Genomic DNA, 23476 nt, shown 5'->3' on the forward strand with positions numbered 1-23476 from the left:
CATTAGTGTCAATCTAAGTCCTGTTCTCATTAGATCAGGTAGGGTCAAAATTAGCAAGCTGAGGAACCCCATGGCTTACTCTTATTCTGAAAAGAAACGTATCCGTAAGGATTTTGGTAAACGTCCACAGGTTTTGGATGTGCCTTTCTTACTGCAAATGCAGTTAGAATCGTTTAAAAAATTCTTAACGCCGGACGCTGACGGTGATTTCGGTTTGGAAGCTGCTTTCCGTTCCGTTTTCCCGATTAAAAGCTACTCGGGCAATTCTGAGCTTCAATACGTAAGTTATCGTATTGGTGAGCCAGTATTCGACGTTAAAGAATGTCAAATTCGCGGCGTGACATATTCTGCTCCACTTCGCGTGAAACTTCGTCTAGTGCTTATGGACAAAGAAGCACCTGGCACTGTTAAAGACATCAAAGAGCAAGAAGTTTACATGGGCGAAATTCCGCTCATGACAGACACCGGTACTTTTGTTATCAATGGTACTGAGCGTGTTATTGTTTCTCAGCTACACCGTTCACCTGGTGTATTCTTTGATAACGACCGTGGTAAAACCCACTCATCGGGTAAAGTGCTTTATAATGCACGTGTTATCCCTTACCGTGGTTCTTGGCTCGACTTTGAGTTCGACGCTAAAGATAACCTTTATGTACGTATCGACCGTCGTCGTAAACTTCCTGCGTCGATCATTCTACGTGCACTTGATTTCTCTACTGAAGAAATCCTAAACCTATTCTTTGAAACCACTACGTTTGAAGTGGCTGATGGTAAAGTTCTTATGGAGCTTGTACCTTCACGTCTACGTGGTGAAACAGCCGTTTTTGATATCAAAGGCGAAGACGGTGAAGTGATCGTTGAAAAAGGCCGCCGTGTTACTGCGCGTCACATCAAGACTATCGAAAAACAAGGTATCGACCAATTAGAAGTACCACACGAGTACATCATTGGCCGCGTACTAGCGAAGAACTATTTCGATGAGTCGACAGGTGAAGTGATCGCAAACGCGAATGATGAGCTTTCACTAGAGCTTATGGCTGAGCTTGTAAAAGCGGGTCACACACAAATTGCTACTTTGTACATCAATGATGTAGATAGCGGTGCGTACATGTCAGACACAGTACGTATCGACTCAACTTCTAACCGCTTAGAAGCGTTAGTTGAAATCTACCGCATGATGCGCCCTGGTGAGCCACCAACGAAAGAAGCTGCAGAAGCTTTATTCGATAACCTATTCTTCAGCGAAGAGCGTTATGACTTATCAACTGTAGGTCGTATGAAGTTCAACAGCCGTGTAGGTTACGACTCTGACGAAGGTCCAGGTACGCTTTCTAAAGAAGACATCGTGTCTGTAATGAAAGTCCTTATCGACATCCGTAACGGTAAAGGCGATGTAGATGACATCGACCACCTAGGTAACCGTCGTATTCGTTCTGTTGGTGAAATGGCTGAAAACCAATTCCGCGTTGGTCTAGTACGTGTTGAACGTGCTGTACGTGAGCGTTTAAGCTTAGGTGACCTTGACGCGATCATGCCGCAAGACCTTATCAACGCGAAGCCTATCTCGGCAGCGGTGAAAGAGTTCTTTGGCTCATCACAGCTTTCTCAGTTCATGGACCAAAACAACCCGCTTTCAGAAGTAACGCACAAGCGTCGTATTTCTGCATTAGGTCCGGGTGGTCTTACACGTGAGCGTGCAGGCTTCGAAGTACGTGACGTACACGTAACGCACTACGGTCGCGTATGTCCAATCGAAACGCCTGAAGGTCCAAACATCGGTCTAATCAACTCATTGTCTACGTACGCACGTACCAATGACTTCGGTTTCCTAGAAACACCTTACCGTAAAGTGGTAGATGGTTCTGTAACTGATGACGTTGATTACCTATCTGCTATCGAAGAAGGTCAATTCGTAATCGCTCAGGCAAACGTTGACTTGAACGATAACAACGAATTTATTGAAGAACTTGTTACGTGTCGTCACAGAGGTGAATCAACCTTGATGCCGCGCGAAGACATCCAATATATGGACGTATCGCCACAACAGGTAATTTCAGTTGCTGCTGCACTTATCCCATTCCTAGAGCACGATGATGCGAACCGTGCATTGATGGGATCGAACATGCAACGTCAGGCTGTTCCAACACTACGTGCTGATAAGCCGCTAGTAGGTACAGGTATCGAGCTTACACTTGCGAAAGACTCAGGTGTAACTATCGTTGCTAAGCGTGGTGGTGTGGTTGATTACGCTGATGCGAGCCGTATCGTTATCAACGTAAATGAAGATGAGCGTGTACCTGGTGAAGCGGGTATCGACATCTATAACCTGACTAAGTACACACGTTCTAACCAGAACACCTGTATTAACCAAAAGCCAACATGTATGGTTGGTGAGCCAATTGTGCGTGGTGACGTACTTGCTGACGGTCCTTCAACAGACCTTGGTGACTTGGCATTGGGTCAAAACTTACGCGTGGCATTCATGCCTTGGAACGGTTACAACTTCGAGGATTCAATCCTACTTTCAGAGAACGTTGTAAAAGAAGATCGTCTAACGACTATCCACATCCAAGAGCTTCAGTGTATTGCTCGTGATACTAAGCTTGGGCCTGAAGAAATCACAGCTGACATCCCGAACGTGGGTGAGTCTGCACTTGGCAAGCTAGATGAATCTGGCGTTGTGTACATCGGTGCAGAAGTAAAAGGCGGTGATATCCTTGTTGGTAAAGTAACGCCTAAAGGTGAAACGCAGCTTACACCAGAAGAAAAGCTACTACGTGCTATCTTCGGTGAGAAAGCGTCTGACGTTAAAGACAGCTCACTGCGTGTACCAAACTCAGTATCAGGTACTGTTATCGACGTACAAGTCTTCACTCGCGATGGCGTAGAGAAAGACAAGCGTGCACTTGAAATCGAAGAAATGCAGCTTCGTGAAGCGAAGAAAGACTTCAACGAAGAGTTCAAGATCCTTGAAGAAGGTGTATTGAGCCGTGCACGTAAGCTACTGACGGATTCAGGTGTAGATGCAGCAACATTAGTAGGTCTGTCTGCTGACAAGATCCTAACGCAAAGCCTAGCTGAAGAAGACAAGCAAGCTGAACTAGAGCAACTAGCTGCTCAGTACGACGAACTGAAGACTGAATACGATAAGAAGTTCGAAACGAAACGTCGCAAGATCACTCAAGGTGATGACTTAGCGCCAGGCGTATTGAAGATTGTGAAGGTTTACCTAGCGGTTAAACGTCGCATCCAGCCAGGTGATAAGATGGCGGGTCGTCACGGTAACAAGGGTGTTATCTCGACTATCGTTCCAGTAGAAGACATGCCTTACGATGACAAGGGCCGTACAGTAGACATCGTGTTGAACCCACTGGGTGTACCATCACGTATGAACATCGGTCAGATCCTTGAAACACACATGGGCCTTGCGGCACGTGGTATCGGTGAGCGTATCGAAGAAATGATGAAAGAGCAGCGTGAGCTTCACGAACTGCGTGAATTCATCAAGAAAGCATACGAGCTAGGCGAATGTCGTCAGAAAGTAGACATCGACAGCTTCTCAGATGACGAAATCCGTCGTCTTGCAGAAAACCTAAAAGGCGGTCTACCAATCGCAACTCCAGCATTCGATGGCGCGAAAGAAAGCGAAATCAAAGAAATGCTAGAGCTAGGTGGCTACCCGTCAAGCGGTCAGGTAACGCTGTATGATGGTCGTACTGGTGACCAGTTTGAGCGTCAAGTAACTGTTGGTTACATGTACATGCTGAAACTGAACCACCTTGTTGACGACAAGATGCACGCGCGTTCAACTGGTTCATACAGTCTTGTTACGCAACAGCCGCTGGGTGGTAAAGCTCAGTTCGGTGGTCAGCGCTTCGGTGAGATGGAAGTATGGGCACTTGAAGCGTACGGCGCAGCTTACACGCTACAAGAGATGTTGACAGTGAAGTCGGATGACGTGAACGGTCGTACCAAGATGTATAAGAACATCGTTGATGGCAACCACAAGATGGAGCCAGGTATGCCGGAATCATTCAACGTATTGTTGAAAGAAATCCGTTCACTCGGTATCAACATCGAGCTTGAAGAAGAATAAGCCGGTTGGGCGCACAGCGCCCACTACCTGCAAAAAGAATGAATGGGCGGATTTCCGCCCTCGAGATTAACCTCCGACAGGAGAGCTAAGGTGAAAGACTTACTTAAGTTTCTGAAGCAACAAAATAAGACCGAAGAATTCGATGCAATTCGCATTGGTCTTGCTTCGCCAGACATGGTGCGTTCATGGTCATTCGGTGAAGTAAAGAAACCTGAGACCATTAACTACCGTACTTTCAAGCCTGAGCGTGACGGCTTATTCTGTGCCCGTATTTTCGGCCCAGTGAAAGACTATGAGTGTTTGTGTGGTAAATACAAGCGCTTGAAACACCGTGGTGTTATTTGTGAAAAGTGTGGCGTTGAAGTAACACTGACTAAAGTGCGTCGTGACCGTATGGGTCACATCGAGCTAGCAAGCCCAGTTGCACACATCTGGTTCTTGAAATCACTACCGTCTCGTATCGGCCTAATGCTAGATATGACACTACGTGATATCGAACGCGTACTTTACTTTGAATCATTCGTTGTGACTGAGCCAGGCATGACTACGCTTGAGCGTGGCCAGCTTTTAGGTGAAGAAGAATACCTAGACGCGCTTGAAGAGCACGGCGATGAGTTCGAAGCGAAGATGGGTGCAGAGGCTGTACTTGATCTTCTACGTGAACTAGACCTAGGTCAGTTAATCGCAGAAATGCGTGAAGAACTACCGACTATCAACTCAGAAACTAAGCGTAAGAAAATTACTAAGCGTCTGAAATTGATGGAATCATTCCACCAATCTGGTAACAACCCAGAGTGGATGATCATGACAGTTCTTCCGGTTCTTCCACCAGATCTACGCCCACTAGTACCACTAGATGGCGGTCGTTTTGCGACGTCTGATCTGAACGACCTATACCGTCGTGTAATCAACCGTAACAACCGTTTGAAGCGTCTTCTTGACCTAGCTGCACCAGACATCATCGTACGTAACGAAAAGCGTATGCTTCAAGAAGCGGTCGATGCGCTACTTGATAATGGTCGTCGCGGTCGTGCGATCACTGGTTCTAACAAGCGTCCACTTAAGTCGCTTGCAGACATGATCAAAGGTAAGCAAGGTCGTTTCCGTCAAAACCTTCTTGGTAAGCGTGTTGACTACTCAGGCCGTTCTGTAATCACCGTAGGTCCTACACTGAAACTACACCAGTGTGGTCTTCCTAAGAAAATGGCACTTGAGCTATTCAAGCCATTCATCTACGGCAAACTAGAGCGCCGCGGTATGGCGACAACCATCAAAGCTGCGAAGAAGATGGTTGAGCGTGAAGTACCAGAGGTTTGGGACGTACTAGACGAAGTAATTCGTGAGCACCCAGTGCTACTTAACCGTGCACCTACACTTCACCGTTTGGGTATCCAGGCGTTTGAGCCGGTACTAATCGAAGGTAAAGCGATTCACCTACACCCACTTGTGTGTGCGGCGTATAACGCTGACTTCGACGGTGACCAAATGGCGGTTCACGTACCATTGACGCTAGAAGCGCAGCTAGAAGCGCGTGCGTTGATGATGTCAACAAACAACATTCTTTCGCCTGCGAACGGTGAGCCAATCATCGTACCTTCACAGGACGTTGTATTGGGTCTTTACTACATGACCCGTGATCGCATTAATGCTAAAGGTGAAGGCCTAGTATTTAAAGACGCGAAAGAAGCTGAAAAAGCATACCGTACTGGCGTTGCGCAACTACACGCACGCGTAAAAGTACGTATGACGCAAACAGTGATTGCAGAAGACGGTACTTCAAGTGAAGTAACGGGCATCGTTGAAACGACTGTAGGTCGTGCAATCTTCTCATTGATCATGCCACAAGGCTTACCGTTCGAGTTGGTTAACCGCCCACTTGGTAAGAAGCAAATTTCTGGCATGTTGAACGAGTGTTACCGTCTACTTGGTCTTAAAGACACTGTAATCTTTGCTGACCAAGTAATGTATACCGGTTTCCACTACGCGATGAAGTCGGGTGTGTCTATCGGTATCAATGACATGGAAATCCCACCGGTTAAAGCTGAGATCATCGAAGCAGCCGAGGAAGAAGTTGCTGAAATTAACCAGCAGTTCCAGTCAGGTCTTGTAACAGCGGGTGAGAAGTACAACAAAGTTATCGATATTTGGTCACGTGTGAACGAAAACCTTTCACGCGAAATGATGGCAAACTTATCGAAAGACACTGTTATCAATGCTGAAGGCCAAGAAGAAGAGCAAGACTCATTCAACTCAGTGTTTATGATGGCCGACTCGGGCGCTCGTGGTAGTGCCGCTCAGATTCGTCAGCTAGCAGGTATGCGTGGTCTAATGGCACGTCCAGATGGTTCAATCATCGAGACGCCAATCACAGCAAACTTCCGTGAAGGTCTAAACGTACTTCAGTACTTCATCTCGACGCACGGTGCGCGTAAAGGTCTTGCCGATACCGCATTGAAGACAGCGAACTCGGGTTACCTAACGCGTCGTCTAGTAGACGTTGCACAAGACTTGGTAATCAACGAAGTAGACTGTGGTACTGAAAACGGTCTTACAATGAAGCCACTAATCGAAGGTGGTGACGTAGTTGAGCCGCTACGCGAGCGTGTACTTGGTCGTGTGGTTGCAGAAGACGTATTAGTGCCTAACACGAACGAAGTGCTTGTAGAGCGCAACGTGATGCTTGACGAGAAACTGTGTGACCTTCTAGAAGAGCACTCAGTGGACGAAGTACGCGTACGTTCAGTAATCACGTGTGAAAACGACTTCGGCGTATGTTCTAACTGTTACGGTCGTGACCTTGCACGTGGCCACATCATCAATGCGGGTGAAGCGGTCGGTGTTATCGCGGCACAGTCAATCGGTGAGCCTGGTACACAGCTTACGATGCGTACGTTCCACATCGGTGGTGCGGCATCTCGAGCGTCAGCAGAGAACAGCGTACAAGTTAAGAACAACGGTCGCCTTAAGCTACACAATGCGAAATTCGTATTGAACACTGAAGGCAAGATTGTAATCACTTCACGTTCAACAGAAATCACTATCATCGATGAGCATGGTCGTGAGAAAGAGCGTTATAAAGTACCTTACGGTGCAGTACTAACTGTACAAGACGGCGCTGAAGTGAAAGGTAACGACATCGTAGCGATGTGGGACCCGCACAGTCACCCAATTATCATTGAGCACGAGTCAAAAGTGTCGTTCAGCGACATCGACGATTCGAACACGGAAACGCAAACAGACGACCTTACAGGTCTAACACGTGTTGTTGTTAAAGACCTTGCGAAAGTAAATGCGAAAGAGCCTAAGCTAATCATTGAAAATGAAGAGCGTGGCCTGCAGGAAATTCGTCTTCCATCATTCACAACAATTGAAGTGAGCGATGGCGCGACATCTAAACCAGGTGACGTACTTGCACGTATTCCTCAAGAAGGTTCGAAGACTCGTGACATCACCGGTGGTCTACCGCGCGTAGCGGACTTATTCGAAGCTCGTAAGCCGAAGATTCCAGCAATCCTTGCTGAAATCTCAGGTATGGTGAGCATGGGTAAAGAGACTAAAGGTAAGAAACGTCTTGTGATCACGCCTGAAGAGGGTGATGCATACGAAGAAATGATTCCTAAGTGGCGCCAGCTTAACGTGTTCGAAGGTGAGACAGTATCTAAAGGTGAAGTTATCGCCGATGGTCCTGAGTCTCCGCATGACATCCTTCGTCTACGTGGTGTAACGGATGTTGCTAACTACATCGTTAACGAAGTGCAAGACGTTTACCGTCTGCAAGGTGTAAAGATTAACGATAAGCACATCGAAACTGTTATCCGTCAGATGTTACGTAAGTGTCTTATCATCGACGGTGGTGACTCTGAGTTCCTAGCAGGTGAGCAGGTTGAAGTAGCACGCGTAAACATTGCGAACCGTGAGCTAGAAGAACAAGGTAAGATCCCAGCGAAATTCGAAATTCAGCTGATGGGTATTACTAAAGCATCACTTGCAACAGAATCATTCATTTCAGCAGCGTCGTTCCAGGAGACAACTCGTGTCCTAACCGAAGCAGCTGTAAATGGTAAGAGCGATGAACTTCGCGGTCTGAAAGAAAACGTAATTGTGGGTCGTTTGATCCCAGCCGGTACTGGCTTTGCGTATCACTTAGATCGTCAAAATCGTCGCAAGCAGTCTGCAGAAGATTTGCTAGAGCCTACAGTGAGTGCAGAAGAGGCAACTCAAGCACTGACTGATGCGCTTAACGCAGATTTATCTGGCGACCAAGAGTAAGCTTAATTTGTCATAATTAAGTCATGCCTGGGGTGGTATTATGCTGCTCCGGGCATTGTTTTAGTTGACAGGCTAAACTTTGCTCATTAAAATTCCGCCACCCTTTTACTCGCTGGTGTTATCGCAGCGGATAAATTGGGCGGAATTTTTAATTTCAGTAGTAATTTTAATTTTTCAGGAGCTATTTAATGGCAACTATTAACCAGCTAGTGCGCAAGCCACGTCGTAGCAAGGTTACTAAAAGTAACTCAGCCGCGCTAAAGGCATGTCCACAAAAGCGTGGTGTATGTACTCGTGTATATACTACTACTCCTAAGAAACCAAACTCGGCTCTACGTAAAGTAGCGCGTGTTCGTCTAACGAACGGTTTCGAAGTTACATCATACATCGGTGGTGAAGGTCACAACCTTCAAGAGCACAGTGTAATCCTTATCCGTGGTGGTCGTGTTAAAGACTTACCAGGTGTACGTTTCCACACTGTTCGCGGTGCACTTGACTGTGCAGGCGTAAATGACCGTAAACAAGGTCGTTCTAAGTACGGTGCAAAACGCCCTAAGGGCTAATGGTTCTCCGTTAGTAAGGCCAAGCACTTAATTTTTTAAAATATTAGTTTTGGGAATCTGTTCAAAAGACAGACCTGAAGACAACCGGAGATTCAAAATGCCAAGAAGACGCGTTATAGGTCAACGTAAAATTCTTCCAGATCCTAAGTTCGGATCAGAATTACTTGCAAAGTTCGTCAACGTAGTAATGCTTGACGGCAAAAAATCTACTGCTGAAAAAATCGTATATGGTGCGCTAGACGTGGCTGCTGAGAAATCAGGCAAGTCGCACCTAGAAATCTTTGAAGCTGCACTTGAAAACGTTCGCCCACAGGTAGAGGTTAAATCTCGCCGTGTAGGTGGTTCAACGTACCAAGTACCAGTTGAAGTACGTCCAGTTCGTCGCAACGCACTAGGTATGCGTTGGTTAGTTGACGCTGCACGTAAGCGTGGCGAGAAATCTATGGGCCTTCGTCTGGCTCAAGAAATCGTTGACGCAGCTGATAACAAAGGCTCTGCGGTTAAGAAACGTGAAGACGTTCACCGTATGGCTGAAGCGAACAAAGCGTTCGCACATTACCGTTGGTAATCTGTCCTTAACCTTTAAGAGGATAATATGGCACGTACAACTCCAATTGAGCGCTACCGCAACATCGGTATTTGTGCTCACGTAGATGCGGGTAAAACCACCACTACGGAACGTGTACTTTTCTACACGGGCCTATCTCACAAAATCGGTGAGGTACATGATGGTGCTGCAACTATGGACTGGATGGAGCAAGAGCAGGAGCGTGGTATCACTATCACGTCTGCTGCGACTACTTGTTTCTGGAAGGGGATGGACGCGCAATTTGAAGACCACCGCATCAATATCATTGACACCCCTGGACACGTAGACTTCACGATTGAAGTTGAGCGTTCATTGCGTGTACTTGATGGTGCAGTGGTTGTTCTATGTGCTTCATCAGGTGTACAGCCACAGACAGAAACGGTTTGGCGTCAGGCCAACAAGTACGAAGTTCCTCGTATGATCTTCGTAAACAAGATGGACCGCATTGGCGCCGACTTTCTGTCGGTTGTAGATCAGGTGAAAACCCGTCTGGGTGCAACTCCTGTTCCTATTCAGCTACCTATCGGTGCTGAAGAAGACTTTAAAGGTGTAATCGATCTCATCAAGATGAAAGCTATCAACTGGAACGAAGCGGACCAGGGGATGACGTTCACTTATGAAGAGATCCCGGCAGAACTTCAAGACCAAGCTGAAGAATACCGCAGCGAGCTAATCGAAGCGGCAGCTGAAGCGTCTGAAGAACTAATGGACAAATATTTAGAGGAAGGCGATCTCAGCGAAGCTGAGATCAAAGAAGGCCTACGTGCTCGCACTCTAGCTAACGACATCGTGCTAATGAGTTGCGGCAGTGCATTCAAAAACAAAGGCGTTCAAGCAGTGCTTGATGCAGTTATTGAATACATGCCTTCACCAACAGAAGTTAAAGCGATCCAAGGTGTGCTTGAAGACGGTGAAACCGAAGATACACGCCCTGCAGACGACAATGCCCCATTCTCGGCGTTGGCGTTTAAGATTGCTACTGACCCGTTTGTTGGTACGCTAACCTTCTTCCGTGTTTACTCAGGCACAGTAGGCCAAGGTGACACGGTTTATAACCCAGTTAAATCAAAGCGTGAGCGCTTCGGTCGTATCGTTCAGATGCACTCAAACTCACGTGAAGAGATCAAAGAAGTTCGCGCGGGCGATATCGCCGCTGCGATTGGTCTCAAAGACGTAACAACAGGTGATACCCTGTGTGATGCGAATTCTGTGATTACGCTAGAGCGTATGGAATTCCCAGAGCCGGTAATCTCTATTGCGGTAGAGCCAAAAACTAAGGCAGACCAGGAAAAAATGGGTATTGCGCTAGGTAAGCTAGCAGCAGAAGATCCATCTTTCCGCGTACAAACAGACGAAGAATCAGGCCAGACTATTATTTCTGGTATGGGTGAGCTTCACCTCGATATCATCGTTGACCGTATGAAGCGTGAGTTCAAAGTTGAATGTAACGTTGGTAAGCCTCAAGTTGCCTATCGTGAAGCGATTCGTTCAACCGTTGAGGTTGAGGGTAAGTTTGTTCGTCAATCAGGTGGTCGTGGTCAGTATGGTCACGTTTGGGTTAGACTTGAACCAATTGAGATCAGTGATGATGCACCTAACTTCATTTTCGGTAACGAAGTTGTAGGTGGTGCAGTACCGAAGGAATACATTCCTGCGGTAGAAAAAGGTCTACATGAGCAGATGGAGCAAGGTGTTCTTGCTGGTTATCCGCTACTTGGCGTGAAAGCGACACTATTCGATGGTTCATTCCACGATGTCGACTCGAACGAAATGGCCTTTAAGATTGCTGGTGCAATGGCAATGAGAAAGGGTGCGCTTGAAGCGAACCCAGCATTGCTTGAGCCTATCATGAAGGTTGAAGTTATCACTCCTGAAACCAACATGGGTGATGTTGTAGGCGACTTAAACCGTCGCCGCGGTATGATCGATGGAATGGAAGAGGCACCAGGCGGATTGAAACAAATCAACGCTGAAGTACCGCTTTCTGAAATGTTCGGTTATGCAACTGATTTACGTTCTGCGACGCAAGGTCGTGCTTCGTACTCGATGGAATTCCTCAAGTACGCAGAAGCGGCTAAGAATGTAGCAGAATCTATTATTGCAGCTCGCGCTGTTAAGTAATTTAAGTTCGGTCCGATCTTCGGGTCGGACTTTAATTTCTTTATAGGAATTTTTAAAATGGCAAAAGAAAAGTTTGAACGCGTAAAACCGCACGTAAACGTAGGTACAATCGGCCACGTTGACCACGGTAAAACAACTCTAACTGCAGCAATCACTAACGTACTTGCAAAAGTATACGGTGGTACAGCTAAAGACTTCGCATCAATCGATAACGCTCCAGAAGAGCGTGAGCGTGGTATCACAATCTCAACTTCACACGTTGAGTACGACACACCAACTCGTCACTACGCACACGTAGACTGTCCTGGACACGCTGACTATGTTAAAAACATGATCACTGGTGCTGCACAGATGGACGGCGCGATCCTAGTAGTAGCTGCGACTGATGGTCCTATGCCACAGACTCGTGAGCACATCCTTCTTTCACGTCAGGTTGGTGTACCTTACATCATCGTATTCATGAACAAATGTGACATGGTTGACGACGAAGAACTACTAGAGCTAGTAGAGATGGAAGTTCGTGAACTTCTTTCTGAGTATGACTTCCCAGGTGATGACCTACCACTAATCCAAGGTTCAGCTCTTAAAGCGCTTGAAGGCGAGAAAGAGTGGGAAGACAAGATTGTTGAACTAGCAGACGCGCTAGACACATACATCCCAGAGCCAGAGCGTGACATCGATAAGCCATTCATCATGCCTATCGAAGACGTATTCTCAATCCAGGGTCGTGGTACAGTAGTAACTGGCCGTGTTGAAGCTGGTATCATCAACGTGAACGACGAAGTTGAAATCGTAGGTATCAAAGATACAACGAAGACAACTTGTACAGGTGTTGAGATGTTCCGTAAGCTTCTAGACGAAGGTCGTGCGGGTGAGAACATCGGTGCCCTTCTACGTGGTACTAAGCGTGACGAAGTTGAGCGTGGTCAAGTACTAGCGAAGCCTGGTTCAATCACTCCTCACACGAAGTTTGAAGCAGAAGTATACGTACTATCAAAAGATGAAGGTGGTCGTCACACGCCATTCTTCAAAGGTTACCGTCCACAGTTCTACTTCCGTACAACTGACGTAACTGGTGACATCCAGTTACCAGAAGGCGTAGAAATGGTAATGCCTGGTGACAACATCAAGATGGTAGTAGAGCTAATCTGCCCAATCGCGATGGACGAAGGTCTACGTTTCGCAATCCGTGAAGGTGGCCGTACAGTTGGTGCTGGTGTTGTAGCATCAATCGTAGAATAAGCTTTTACGCTTAAGAAAGAGGCGCCTTAGGGCGCCTTTTTTTATGCGTGAAAAACCTTATCGGCTACCTTCACGGCCGTGAAGGGCGACGAGAGACCGAAGCACAGCTTCGCAGCGCTCGGAGGTGGAGGCATGGATGCCGACAGGAACCCAGCTTCATGGATGAATTCATTGCAGGGTAGTGATACAGGTCGTTCTACCCTTACTCTCCACCGCCAATATAAACACCAAAGGCCGCTATGCGGCCTTTTAAACACTCTTATTGTATTCTCTGTCTCTATTTCACTTCTGAGTTTAAAACGCCCCACAGTTCTCTGTAGTGCGATCTTGTCGGGTCACCGACGACGACCAAAAGGAAATGCTTGTCCATTTCCTCTTGGAACACCTAGGACACCCCAACATTGCATTTTTCCTCAACGCGCTACGAGAAATGAACGTAACCAACAGGCACAGAGCGTCCCTGCTCTGGGCCTGTTTTCGCCAGCATCCTGCTGGCGATTACTCTTCTCATATCTCGTTTCGGATGCAATGTAAGGGGAATTGGGCTGATACATCGGCGTCTAGGAGAAGCATTGGTTTTGATGTGAGTTTCTGTCGCGTTGGTGACGACAACCCGAGTTCAAATTCACTTCACATGCAAGGGATTCATCCTTGAAACTTGGTTCCTGTCGGCATCCATGCCTCCACTTTGTCATGCTGCGACGATTCTCAATCGTCGGTCATTCCTCACCCCTTTGGAATCCCCCCGTACCCCCAGCATTTGCTATTGCCAGCGCGTGCTGATGCTGTTAACGCACCCAGCGAAACTCGACGTCCAGTCTCGATTCGCTTAACTCGGCATCCATGCCTCGATGTGCTATCAGCACCATCATGCTCAGCGCAAATGCACGGGGAATTGATCTGATACATTGATGTACTTGAAGCGAGTTGGAATGTGTGGCTGTGGGAAAGGCTTTAGCGTTGCATTGGGTGTAACTAATCTATCCCTTAAGCTCTCTGCTACTCTTCGCTCAGCTCTATCGCTACCTGCATCTCTAATATTGAGGGAGACGGAACCTTTGTATCGTAGATTACTTTAGGGGTTGGTTCAGTAATAATGTGGCTGACAAATGCTGTTTTTGGCAGTGAAAGCACTGCATCGCGATTTTTAAACAGTATTAAAGCTTGGTCGGTGTTGCCAAGATAATAGACCTCGTCATTAGCTACTTTAACGCTGTTGGGAGCTACTCGAAGAGGCGTCGCTTTAAAGTCATAAAACACCGACTCTTCGCCATTATCTGCGATGCGCTTTAATTGTTTATTTGCTAGGTCACCATAATAGAAGCTGTTTGTTAATGGATCTTCTTGAGCGATTAAACCAGCACCGAGTTTAATGGTTTTCAGTTCTCCCGTAGCAATTGTGTATTTAGCTAAATCATACATATTCTCGCTGCGTACGCTGAGATAAAGCGCGTCTTCTTCATGAGACCAGCCTAATAAAAAGCTTCCATTGGATATTTTAGCGAGCGCTGATACTTCAGCCATTTCGCTATCGTAGAGATGCAGCTGCGACAGGTTATTTCTGCGTATAATGAATGCTAGCTTGTCCTGCGCGGGCGATAAAATCGGCTGAGCAATGCTATCTGCAGCCAGCGCTGTTAGTTTTTCATTGCTGTTGTTGTGATGTTGCCAAAGCTCATAACTACCTGTTCTATTAGAGACAAAATAGATGCTGTTAGTGGTGTTTGCCCAAACACCTTTCATATCGTGGGCATCACTATTTAGTTTGGAAAATGTGGTGGCAAAGCCAGCAAATTTTATGTTTAAGTCAGAACTGTTCTTACTATAGAGTAATTTATCTCCATGTTCGCTTAGGTGTAAATTCAAGATGCTGGTGCCCGCTTCAATATTGGCGTAGCGAGTCACAAAGTTGGATTCAAGATCAATTTGCCACAGAGCATACTCTCCATTCACTTTTGCCGCTGCAATGAGTGTGTTATCTGCCAACGTTGCTAAAGTGGTGATGCGGTCTAATTGAGTACTTATTTCGTTACTTTTATGCGCTATGACATCGTAGCGCATGATACTGGTGGCTCTTGAGGCATGCCAATTTACGTAATAGATGCTGTGCTTTTCAGGACTAAATACAGGTAAGGTATTGAAGCCTGATTGATTAATGTAGGTGAGTTCGAGTTTGTCTCCATCAAGATCTAGAATTGCGACTCGCTCCATCGAGCCTTCTTTAATAGTCAGTGCTAGCGTCTCTTCTGTGTGAGAAATAGACATTGATTTAATATCGCTGTGAGAAGTAAAAATGGTTTCTTTGACTTCATTGTCGATATTGTATTTTACAATATCGCAGTTCTCTAAAGCGCAATCTACGTAGTACCAAGAATTTGAAACTTGTCCATACACAGGTGATCTGTAATCTGACATTAACGAGGTTATTGGAATCAGTTTGTGAGTGTGTAGATTTTTAACGCTTAGATGTTTTTGATTCTTTTTTACCGCTAACCAACAAGGCTGACTGCCAGCTAGAATCTGGAGCGGCAGAAACAACCTCCTGATTGCTGCTGGACATGGGGAATACTTTAAATTGTTTACTTTTATTGCTTGAATTTAGCTTCAAAAAAGCAAAAAGGAACGCAGAGATCAGGCACATAAATAATAGGGAAGCAGACCCGACGAACCAAAGTTTATTTCTATTTGAGGACTTAGCCGGTGTTACCGGATGGATAAATGAATATCCCTTCTTCGTGATTGTTTCAATGAAACGAGGATTTTTAGAGTCGTCACAAAAGACCTTTCTCAGTTCGAAAATAGCGCGTGTTGCAACTTCAGGTTCGGTAACTTGATTAGGCCAAAGGGTCGATAAAATTTCTTCTCGACTGAGTACTTCTCCATGGTGTTTCACCAATAGGCATAACACTGCCATCACTTTAGGTTCTAGGGTGAATGTTCGCTTGGGTAAAGTTAATTTATTGTGCTTGGGCGATACAAGGTATTCGCCTATCCAAAAATCCCTTTGCAAAATACCCACCTTAACTTTATGAAAATATTGAAGATAAAAAAATAATAGCTACATAATTTTTACATGATTGTAAGTAATAAGCACAGGCTATACAACATCCTCAGTTTATAAATCACTTAGTTAGTAAATAGGAATAAGCATGTATAAATTACTGTATTGGACGCTGATGGGGTGTTCACTAGCGGCTCAGGCGGGAGAGATCAACCTGACCATAGAAGGAAAGGGTGTCATCAGTTCTGTAGATGGAGAAGCCAACTGCAGTGAATCTTGCATTATTGATACCGTAGACACTAGCCGTATGTTGCAAGCGCAGGCTGAACAAGGTTGGAACTTTGAGAGCTGGCAAGGACAAAATTGTGATGGTGGTAATTATTTGCAACTTGAAGAGAATCATAAAGATATAGGTTCCGTTAGTGGAGGTGCTAAGACCTTACAGGCAATCAATATCAATAATGATGAGTATGTGGATTTAGTCGGCATCAGTTTATTTAATGGTGTTGTTTATCAACTAATTAATCAAGCGGGGGACGGCTTTGAACGTCAACAGTTGGTTGGTGGCTTGAGCTATCCTGCAGCTTTGGACGCCTATGATTGGAATAACGATGGCTATGAAGATTTACTAGTGAGCGATTTTACTACTCGTAGTATTAAACTTTACCTAAATGATGGGCTAGGCCAGTTTGAATTTGAAGAAAATATAGTCATTGAAGGGGTTAGACCTTATTCCTTTACTGTAAATGACTTTAATAAGGACGGCCAACCTGATCTATTTATATCGAGCTTCCGTGCAGATACGTCAGGTGATCTTTATGTGTTGGTGAACAGCATCAGTGACGCAAAAACGGCGTTATATTTGAACAACAACGGTGTATTTAGTGAAGCAAAGAAAATCTCTGACTATGCGGCTATCACACTTGATAGTTACACAGGGTCGGCATCAGGTCAGGTGAGCATTGTTGCGGCCGAAATCGCAGCTAAGGCGGTAAGTGTGTATGCCGAAGATAGCGGTTTTGTGCGTAATGTTGTAGATAATAGCGACGCTCCTTACGGGGCAGCATTCATGGATTTAGATAAAAATGGCAGTATGGATATAGTCTCAGCACATTACTTAGAACCGCGTCTAAGCCTCCATTATGATGGTGGTAATAAGAAAGAAGATGTTGCAGGAGCAGCTGAAGGGCTTACCGCAACCGCAGTCGCTGACTTTAATAATGATGGTTATTTAGACGTAGCAACCGGTGAGTTTAATAAAAAGCAGTTTTACTACTTTATGGGTACAGGTTATTTAGATTGCCTAGTCAACAAAGGCACTAATATTGAATTAACGGCGCTGTTTACTCAGGGAGAGTCATCAACAACGCCACCCATACAAACTCAACCAGTAGATAATGCAACAAGTACTAAAGGTTCTAGCGGAGGTTCTACTAACTTGACCTTGCTCTTATTAGTTATAGGCATCGGTGTACGCCGATTCTACAAGTTTTAATATCCCCTACGATGCCAAGGCTCTAAAGAGCCTTTTTACTTATCTGTGCAGTTATTTTATGGCAACGTCAGATCCCACGGCCTTTACTTCGCTTCTCAACCACCGCTGCTGTCATCCTTGAAATACAACACAAATCGCCGGCGCTGTTATAAATCTTAATCTCCCACACGGAAGAGCGGCCGCCTAGGTGCACGGGTTTGGTCACAGCTTTGAGTGTGCCGGTGCGTGAGGCTTTGAGGTGGTTGGCGTTGATCTCTTGGCCGACGCAGTAGTATTTGCTGGTATCAACAACAAAGTTGGCGGCGTAGCTGGCGACGGTTTCAGCCAACACTACATATGCGCCACCGTGGACGATGCCGATGGGGTTATATAATTCGTTGGTTACTGGCATGGTGGCAACAAGGTAATCGTCGCCGATTTCGCTTATTTCAATGCCGAGCTTGGTCATTAAGGTGCCTTTTTCACCCACGCCAAGGTCGAGCTTTTTACACAGGTCAAAATCGATATCTTGGGCCCAAATACGTTTGCTCATGCTTACTACTCCTTATACAGCAACGTCTGTGAATGTTCTGATGTTGCTCATGGTGGCAACTTGGTGCACATAGTGCTGGATATGTTCGGGAGTGCGCAAGCCTTTTACGACGGTTAAGTTGCGCAAGAAGGGGAAGATAGCAACATCGGCCCATGAGATTTCATCCGGCGCATCGAGCCAAGATAGCTCATCCAAAGCCCTATCCATGGTCGTTATATCTTCATTACTGTGGGCAAGAATATCAGCGAAGGTAGCCCCCAAGAACGCCTCCTTTCTATCGATGTAATGGGCGATGGCGTTTAGTGTGCCAAATTCTGGTAGGGCGAGTTGCGGCCAGCGCGGTAAGGTTAACCGTAAAAAAGTGGGTAAGTAGGTCTCTACCCATTTGCTTGCGGGCGTGAGGTAGTCACCATGATCCAATGGCATTTTTGCTCGTTTGCAGAAGTAGGAAGCAATATCGAGGCTTTGCGCCATGGCAATGTTTTGATTTTTAGCTAATATGGGAACGGTTGATTTGCCGACTAACTCGATGGCGGTGGTTGTGTCGTCGGCTTGTAAGTAGAGTATCTGCACGTCTATATTGCGTGCATAGGCAACCATTCTGGCTTTAACTGAATAAGGGCAATGCTCATAAATGTAGAGTTTCTTCACGGTTACTGTTGCCTTGTTTGCATCGGGCTTCACACCCTTTTTACTTTGAAGGAGAGAATATGGATTTTCAATCTGTGTATGATTTTTGGTTTAAGCAATGCCAACCCGAGGACTGGTTTAAAAAGAATGCAGCGTTTGACGACAAGGTTATTAAGCAATTTTCGCAACTGCATCATGCGGCAGCTCAGGGCGAGTTGGTACATTGGCGCAACACAGCTCAAGGGGCGCTGTGTGAAATCATCGTGCTCGACCAATTCTCGCGCAACATGTTTCGCGACACGCCAAAAGCCTTCACCTTTGATGGGCTGGCTTTGTGCTTGGCTCAGCACGCGGTGGATAAGGGCTTCGATATGCAATTGAATGAGCAAGAGCGCCCGTTTATGTACATGCCCTATATGCACAGTGAGAGTAAGATTATCCATCAGGAGGCTGATAGGTTGTTCAAGCCATTGGATAATTATGATTTTGAAGTGGCGCATAAGAAGATTATCGATCGTTTTGGTCGATACCCGCATCGCAATGAAATACTAGGGCGTAAATCCACGGATGATGAAATTGTGTTTTTAACTCAACCCAACAGCAGCTTTTAGCATTTACGCGCTGACGTAAACACAAAAACCCAAACCTAAGTAGGGCGCTTTGTTACGAGCTGAGCAAATTGCCTGATTTTATTTGCGATTTTCTGACAACTGTATATACTCACAGCTAAATGTACTGTATGGAAACCCAGTTGTATGCGTCCTTTAACTAATCGCCAATCGCAAATTTTAGAGCTGATCAAAGTATTTATTAAAGACACGGGCATGCCGCCTACGCGTGCTGAGATTGCACAAACACTGGGGTTTCGCAGTGCGAATGCCGCAGAAGAGCACCTTAAAGCCCTTGCCAAAAAGGGTGTGATCAAAATGAAGCCCGGTGCCAGCCGAGGTATTCAACTGGTTGAAGAGGAAGAGCCTGAGCAATTAGGCTTGCCTCTGATAGGTCGCGTCGCTGCCGGTGAACCCATCTTGGCGCAAGAGCACATTGAAAGTCACTGCCAAATCGATCCATTACTGTTTAAGCCTGCCGCTGATTACCTACTACGTGTTGATGGTATGAGTATGAAAGATATCGGTATTATGGACGGCGACTTACTGGCTGTGCATCGTGCTCAGGTTGCGGAGAACGGCCAAGTGGTGGTTGCCCGTGTTGGTGATGACGTCACTGTGAAGCGTTTAGAGAAAGCCGGTCGTAAAATATTGCTGCATGCAGAGAATGAAGAATTTGCGCCAATCGAAGTTGACCTAGAGCATGAATCTTTCAATATTGAAGGTTTAGCGGTAGGTGTAATCCGAAATGCTGATTGGATGTAGTTGTACCCGTTAAATATTCGCCCCCAATGCGCCGTTTATTGGGGGTTTCCAGCCCTTTTCTAATTCCTTTTTCTGTACGCTAACAGATTGAATCTCCCCAAAATATTTATTGAAAAAAGCAAAACAAAAACGTCTATTTTCTTGCTATATGCTCAATTCTTGACTAATTGGTTAGATTACAGGCTTTGCTGGTTGCTTTTTAATCGCTTTGTGTAAAGTAAATGTAATCGGCCAGTTCTAAGCATAATAATAATGAAGATTGGCTAGCAGTTATTGCCTCTTCTCTTTTTGCGTTGCGCGTTTTAAGGAGATGGTACATGAAGAAGCTTTGCTCCCTCATGTTGCTGTGTTTGTTCGCCCCGCACTTGGCTTTTGCAAATAGTGATTATAATTTGCGCCCAGGGGTGACCGACATCAGTGAAAATGTTTACCAGTTGCACATGACGATATTCATCATCTGCTGTGTCATTGGTGTAATAGTGTTCGGTGCAATGTTCTGGGCTTTGCTCAGACACCGTAAATCTAAAGGGGCTCAACCCGCATCCTTCCATGAGAGCACCAAGGTAGAAATACTTTGGACCGCGATCCCATTTTTAATTCTCATCGGTATGGCCGTACCTGCGACCAAAACCCTGATAGCGATGGAAGATACCTCAAAAGCAGATGTCACCATCAAAATCACGGGGTCGCAGTGGAAGTGGCATTATGAGTACATGGGCCATGATGTGGGCTTTTACTCGTTGCTCTCTACCCCGCAAGAGCAAATTCAAAACGCTCAGGAAAAAGGCGAACATTACTTACTGGAAGTGGATAAGCCGTTAGTGATCCCAACAGATAAAAAAGTCCGCTTTTTGATGACTTCAGACGACGTTATCCACTCTTGGTGGGTGCCTGATTTTGCAGTTAAAAAAGATGCTAATCCAGGCTTTATCAACGAAGCATGGACCAAGGTAAACGAAGCGGGTATCTACCGCGGCCAATGTGCTGAGCTATGTGGTAAAGACCATGGCTTTATGCCTGTGGTGGTTGAAGCCAAAGCGCCCGAAGAATTCGAAGCCTGGTTAGCTGAGCAAAAACAAGCGGTGCAAGCACAAGCCGATGCCGATGCAGCGCTGCTTGATCAGACACTTTCTCAAGAAGAACTGATGGCATCAGGTGAGCAAGTCTACATGGCGCGCTGTGCTGCGTGTCACCAACCCACAGGTCTGGGTTTACCGGGGGTATTTCCTGCGATTAAGGGAAGTCCCATCGCAACAGGTAATATCAAGGATCACATAGACATCGTGGTTCACGGTAAGCCAGGTACAGCGATGCAGGCGTTCGTGAGTCAGCTAACTCTCAAAGAACTCGCATCGGTAATCACCTACCAGCGTAATGCATTTGGCAACGACACTGGCGACACAGTGCAACCAAGTGCGATTCAGGCCGCAATTGATGGGGAAGGACAATGAGTACAGCTGCTGCAACACATGAACATCACGGGCCTGCAACAGGTATTAAACGCTGGCTCTTTACCACTAACCATAAAGACATAGGTACACTTTACCTACTGTTTTCACTGCTTATGTTTTTAACGGGCGGTGCAATGGCCATGGTCATTCGCGCCGAGCTATTCCAGCCGGGACTGCAGCTCGTTGACCCACACTTTTTTAACCAGATGACCACAGTGCATGGCTTAATCATGGTGTTCGGTGCGGTTATGCCAGCCTTTACGGGGCTAGCCAACTGGATGATCCCGATGATGATTGGCGCGCCAGATATGGCGCTTCCGCGTATGAACAACTGGAGCTTCTGGATCTACCATTCGCGTTTGCGATTTTATTGTTGTCGCTGTTTATGGAAGGCGGCGGTCCGGCATTTGGTTGGACTTTCTACGCGCCACTGTCCACGACTTACAGTAACGACAACACAGCGTTGTTTGTGTTTGCGGTGCATATCATGGGTATCAGCTCCATCATGGGGGCTATTAACGTGATTGTTACCATAGTGAACTTACGCGCACCAGGTATGACGTGGATGAAACTGCCGCTGTTTGTGTGGACATGGTTGATCACCGCCTTCTTGCTGATTGCGGTTATGCCTGTGCTTGCGGGTGCGGTCACCATGGTACTCACGGATAAATACTTTGGTACCGACTTCTTCAATGCCGCCGGGGGTGATCCAGTCATGTTCCAGCATATTTTCTGGTTCTTTGGTCACCCTGAGGTATACATCATGATTTTACCGGCATTCGGTATTATCTCGACGATTGTACCTACCTTCTCGCGCAAAAAGCTGTTTGGGTATGCGTCGATGGTGTACGCCACCGCGTCTATCGCCTTGTTGTCATTTGTGGTGTGGGCGCACCATATGTTCACCACAGGCATGCCGCTCGCTGGGGAGTTGTTCTTTATGTACTCCACCATGCTGATATCCGTGCCGACTGGGGTGAAGGTATTCAACTGGGTGGCCACCATGTGGCGAGGTTCTATCAGCTTTGAAATACCGATGATGTTCTCCATCGCCTTTATAGTGCTCTTTACCCTTGGTGGTTTCTCCGGCTTGATGTTGGCGATTACGCCGGTGGACTTCCAATACCACGACACGTATTTCGTGGTGGCGCATTTCCACTACGTATTGGTAACGGGAGCGGTGTTCTCAATTATGGCGGCAGCTTATTACTGGCTACCTAAATGGACAGGACACATGTACAGCACCACCTTGGCAAAGTGGCACTTCTGGATGTCGCTTATCAGCGTAAACGTATTGTTCTTCCCAATGCACTTTGTTGGCTTGGCGGGGATGCCACGTCGAATCCCAGACTATGCACTGCAGTTTGCTGACTTCAACGCCATTATCAGTATCGGTGGCTTTGCCTTTGGCTTATCACAATTACTGTTTGTTGCTGTGGTCTTTAAGTGCATTAAAGCGGGTGAAAAAGCGCCTGCGAAAGTATGGGACGGTGCCGAAGGACTTGAGTGGGAAGTCGCATCACCTGCGCCTTATCACACTTTCGAAACACCGCCTAAGGTGCAGTAATGAACCACGCGCCGTTATTGAAGAAACTCGTGATCAGTGTAATAGCAATGTTCGCATTTGCTTTCGCACTGGTACCGCTGTACGACGTGTTCTGTGATGTCACTGGCCTCAATGGCAAGCCATCCATGGAGCAAGCACAGCAAAGCGAAGTGGTGGATGAAAGCAGAGAGGTGACTGTGAGCTTCACCACGCATGCGCAAAGCGGCGCCCCCTTTATTGTTGATGCACAAACCCAAGCCGTCGTGGTGAAGCCCGGAGAAATGAGCGTGGTGACTTTCTCTGCAGCTAATACAGCTGATGAAGCGCGAGTAATGCAGGCAATTCCGTCTGTGTCTCCGGGTTTGGCGGCGAAATACTTACACAAACTGGCATGCTTTTGCTTTGACCAACAAACAATGCAAGCCAATGAAAAACAAGAATATCAATTAAGGTTTTATGTCGATCCAGCGCTACCTCCTGAATATGAGGAGCTAACGTTGTCATACACGCTTTTTGATATCAGCGCTAAGCATCCAGAAGCTTTGGTTGCCTCGGCGCGATAAACCAA

General features: G+C 46.3%; 15 protein-coding genes and 1 pseudogene. 12 read left to right on the forward strand and 4 right to left on the reverse strand.

Annotated features, from left to right (window positions below; genetic code table 11):
• Positions 1–70 precede the first annotated feature (70 nt).
• From rpoB to tuf, 6 genes are all read left to right on the forward strand, one after another.
• Positions 71–4096, forward strand: coding sequence for a DNA-directed RNA polymerase subunit beta (gene rpoB, locus ACH19P_RS02895; RefSeq protein WP_462157008.1), 4026 nt, complete (start codon positions 71–73; stop codon positions 4094–4096).
• A gap of 90 nt (positions 4097–4186) precedes the next feature.
• Positions 4187–8365: a DNA-directed RNA polymerase subunit beta' gene (rpoC, locus tag ACH19P_RS02900; RefSeq protein ID WP_462157009.1), complete on the forward strand. Its 4179-nt coding sequence runs from the start codon at positions 4187–4189 to the stop codon at positions 8363–8365.
• 188 nt (positions 8366–8553) lie between these two features.
• Positions 8554–8928 (forward strand): 30S ribosomal protein S12, encoded by a 375-nt coding sequence (rpsL, locus tag ACH19P_RS02905; protein WP_010387308.1) that lies wholly within the window; start codon positions 8554–8556, stop codon positions 8926–8928.
• 97 nt (positions 8929–9025) lie between these two features.
• The gene (gene rpsG, locus ACH19P_RS02910; protein WP_421970363.1) at positions 9026–9496 is read left to right on the forward strand and encodes a 30S ribosomal protein S7; all 471 of its coding nucleotides are present in this window, start codon (positions 9026–9028) and stop codon (positions 9494–9496) included.
• 27 nt (positions 9497–9523) lie between these two features.
• Entirely contained in the window at positions 9524–11638 is a 2115-nt protein-coding gene (fusA, locus tag ACH19P_RS02915; RefSeq protein WP_462157010.1) for an elongation factor G, read from the forward strand.
• A 57-nt stretch (positions 11639–11695) separates the two neighbouring features.
• Complete coding sequence (gene tuf / locus ACH19P_RS02920) at positions 11696–12880, forward strand: elongation factor Tu (protein ID WP_347391331.1); 1185 nt, start codon at positions 11696–11698, stop codon at positions 12878–12880.
• Between the two features lie 999 nt (positions 12881–13879).
• On the opposite strand, the gene ACH19P_RS02925 is transcribed toward tuf, so the two are convergent.
• Positions 13880–15295 (reverse strand): TolB-like translocation protein, encoded by a 1416-nt coding sequence (locus ACH19P_RS02925; RefSeq protein WP_462157011.1) that lies wholly within the window; start codon positions 15293–15295, stop codon positions 13880–13882.
• Between the two features lie 40 nt (positions 15296–15335).
• Positions 15336–15890, reverse strand: a complete 555-nt coding sequence (locus ACH19P_RS02930; RefSeq protein ID WP_462157012.1) for a winged helix-turn-helix domain-containing protein — start codon at positions 15888–15890, stop codon at positions 15336–15338.
• 139 nt (positions 15891–16029) lie between these two features.
• Here ACH19P_RS02930 and ACH19P_RS02935 point away from each other — a divergent pair, with 139 nt between their 5' ends.
• Positions 16030–17376 (forward strand): FG-GAP repeat domain-containing protein, encoded by a 1347-nt coding sequence (locus ACH19P_RS02935; RefSeq protein WP_462157013.1) that lies wholly within the window; start codon positions 16030–16032, stop codon positions 17374–17376.
• A 67-nt stretch (positions 17377–17443) separates the two neighbouring features.
• On the opposite strand, the gene ACH19P_RS02940 is transcribed toward ACH19P_RS02935, so the two are convergent.
• Positions 17444–17908, reverse strand: coding sequence for a PaaI family thioesterase (locus ACH19P_RS02940; RefSeq protein ID WP_462157014.1), 465 nt, complete (start codon positions 17906–17908; stop codon positions 17444–17446).
• Between the two features lie 12 nt (positions 17909–17920).
• Positions 17921–18559 (reverse strand): glutaredoxin 2, encoded by a 639-nt coding sequence (gene grxB, locus ACH19P_RS02945; protein WP_462157015.1) that lies wholly within the window; start codon positions 18557–18559, stop codon positions 17921–17923.
• 59 nt (positions 18560–18618) lie between these two features.
• Here grxB and ACH19P_RS02950 point away from each other — a divergent pair, with 59 nt between their 5' ends.
• The 5 genes and pseudogenes from ACH19P_RS02950 (at position 18619) to ACH19P_RS02970 (ending at position 23471) form a co-directional block, all read left to right on the forward strand.
• Entirely contained in the window at positions 18619–19149 is a 531-nt protein-coding gene (locus tag ACH19P_RS02950; RefSeq protein WP_462157016.1) for a DUF924 family protein, read from the forward strand.
• Between the two features lie 144 nt (positions 19150–19293).
• Positions 19294–19911, forward strand: coding sequence for a transcriptional repressor LexA (gene lexA / locus ACH19P_RS02955; protein ID WP_462157017.1), 618 nt, complete (start codon positions 19294–19296; stop codon positions 19909–19911).
• A gap of 317 nt (positions 19912–20228) precedes the next feature.
• Positions 20229–21362, forward strand: coding sequence for a cytochrome c oxidase subunit II (coxB, locus tag ACH19P_RS02960; protein ID WP_462157018.1), 1134 nt, complete (start codon positions 20229–20231; stop codon positions 21360–21362).
• Positions 21359–22929: pseudogene (ctaD, locus tag ACH19P_RS02965) on the forward strand (cytochrome c oxidase subunit I). Before coxB ends, ctaD begins: the two are co-directional and overlap by 4 nt.
• The gene (locus ACH19P_RS02970; RefSeq protein WP_462157019.1) at positions 22929–23471 is read left to right on the forward strand and encodes a cytochrome c oxidase assembly protein; all 543 of its coding nucleotides are present in this window, start codon (positions 22929–22931) and stop codon (positions 23469–23471) included. The pseudogene ctaD and the gene ACH19P_RS02970 overlap by 1 nt, the downstream one beginning before the upstream one ends.
• Positions 23472–23476 lie beyond the last annotated feature (5 nt).

This window comes from Pseudoalteromonas sp. GB56, assembly GCF_054923835.1.

Coding starts and splice junctions, on each gene's coding strand:
- ACH19P_RS02970 (WP_462157019.1), top strand. CDS start 22,929: ATGAACCACGCGCCGTTATTGAAGAAACTCGTGATCAGTGTAATAGCA.
- rpsL (WP_010387308.1), top strand. CDS start 8,554: ATGGCAACTATTAACCAGCTAGTGCGCAAGCCACGTCGTAGCAAGGTT.
- ACH19P_RS02925 (WP_462157011.1), bottom strand. CDS start 15,295: ATGTCAGATTACAGATCACCTGTGTATGGACAAGTTTCAAATTCTTGG.
- rpsG (WP_421970363.1), top strand. CDS start 9,026: ATGCCAAGAAGACGCGTTATAGGTCAACGTAAAATTCTTCCAGATCCT.
- lexA (WP_462157017.1), top strand. CDS start 19,294: ATGCGTCCTTTAACTAATCGCCAATCGCAAATTTTAGAGCTGATCAAA.
- coxB (WP_462157018.1), top strand. CDS start 20,229: ATGAAGAAGCTTTGCTCCCTCATGTTGCTGTGTTTGTTCGCCCCGCAC.
- tuf (WP_347391331.1), top strand. CDS start 11,696: ATGGCAAAAGAAAAGTTTGAACGCGTAAAACCGCACGTAAACGTAGGT.
- ACH19P_RS02940 (WP_462157014.1), bottom strand. CDS start 17,908: ATGAGCAAACGTATTTGGGCCCAAGATATCGATTTTGACCTGTGTAAA.
- rpoB (WP_462157008.1), top strand. CDS start 71: ATGGCTTACTCTTATTCTGAAAAGAAACGTATCCGTAAGGATTTTGGT.
- fusA (WP_462157010.1), top strand. CDS start 9,524: ATGGCACGTACAACTCCAATTGAGCGCTACCGCAACATCGGTATTTGT.
- ACH19P_RS02950 (WP_462157016.1), top strand. CDS start 18,619: ATGGATTTTCAATCTGTGTATGATTTTTGGTTTAAGCAATGCCAACCC.
- ACH19P_RS02935 (WP_462157013.1), top strand. CDS start 16,030: ATGTATAAATTACTGTATTGGACGCTGATGGGGTGTTCACTAGCGGCT.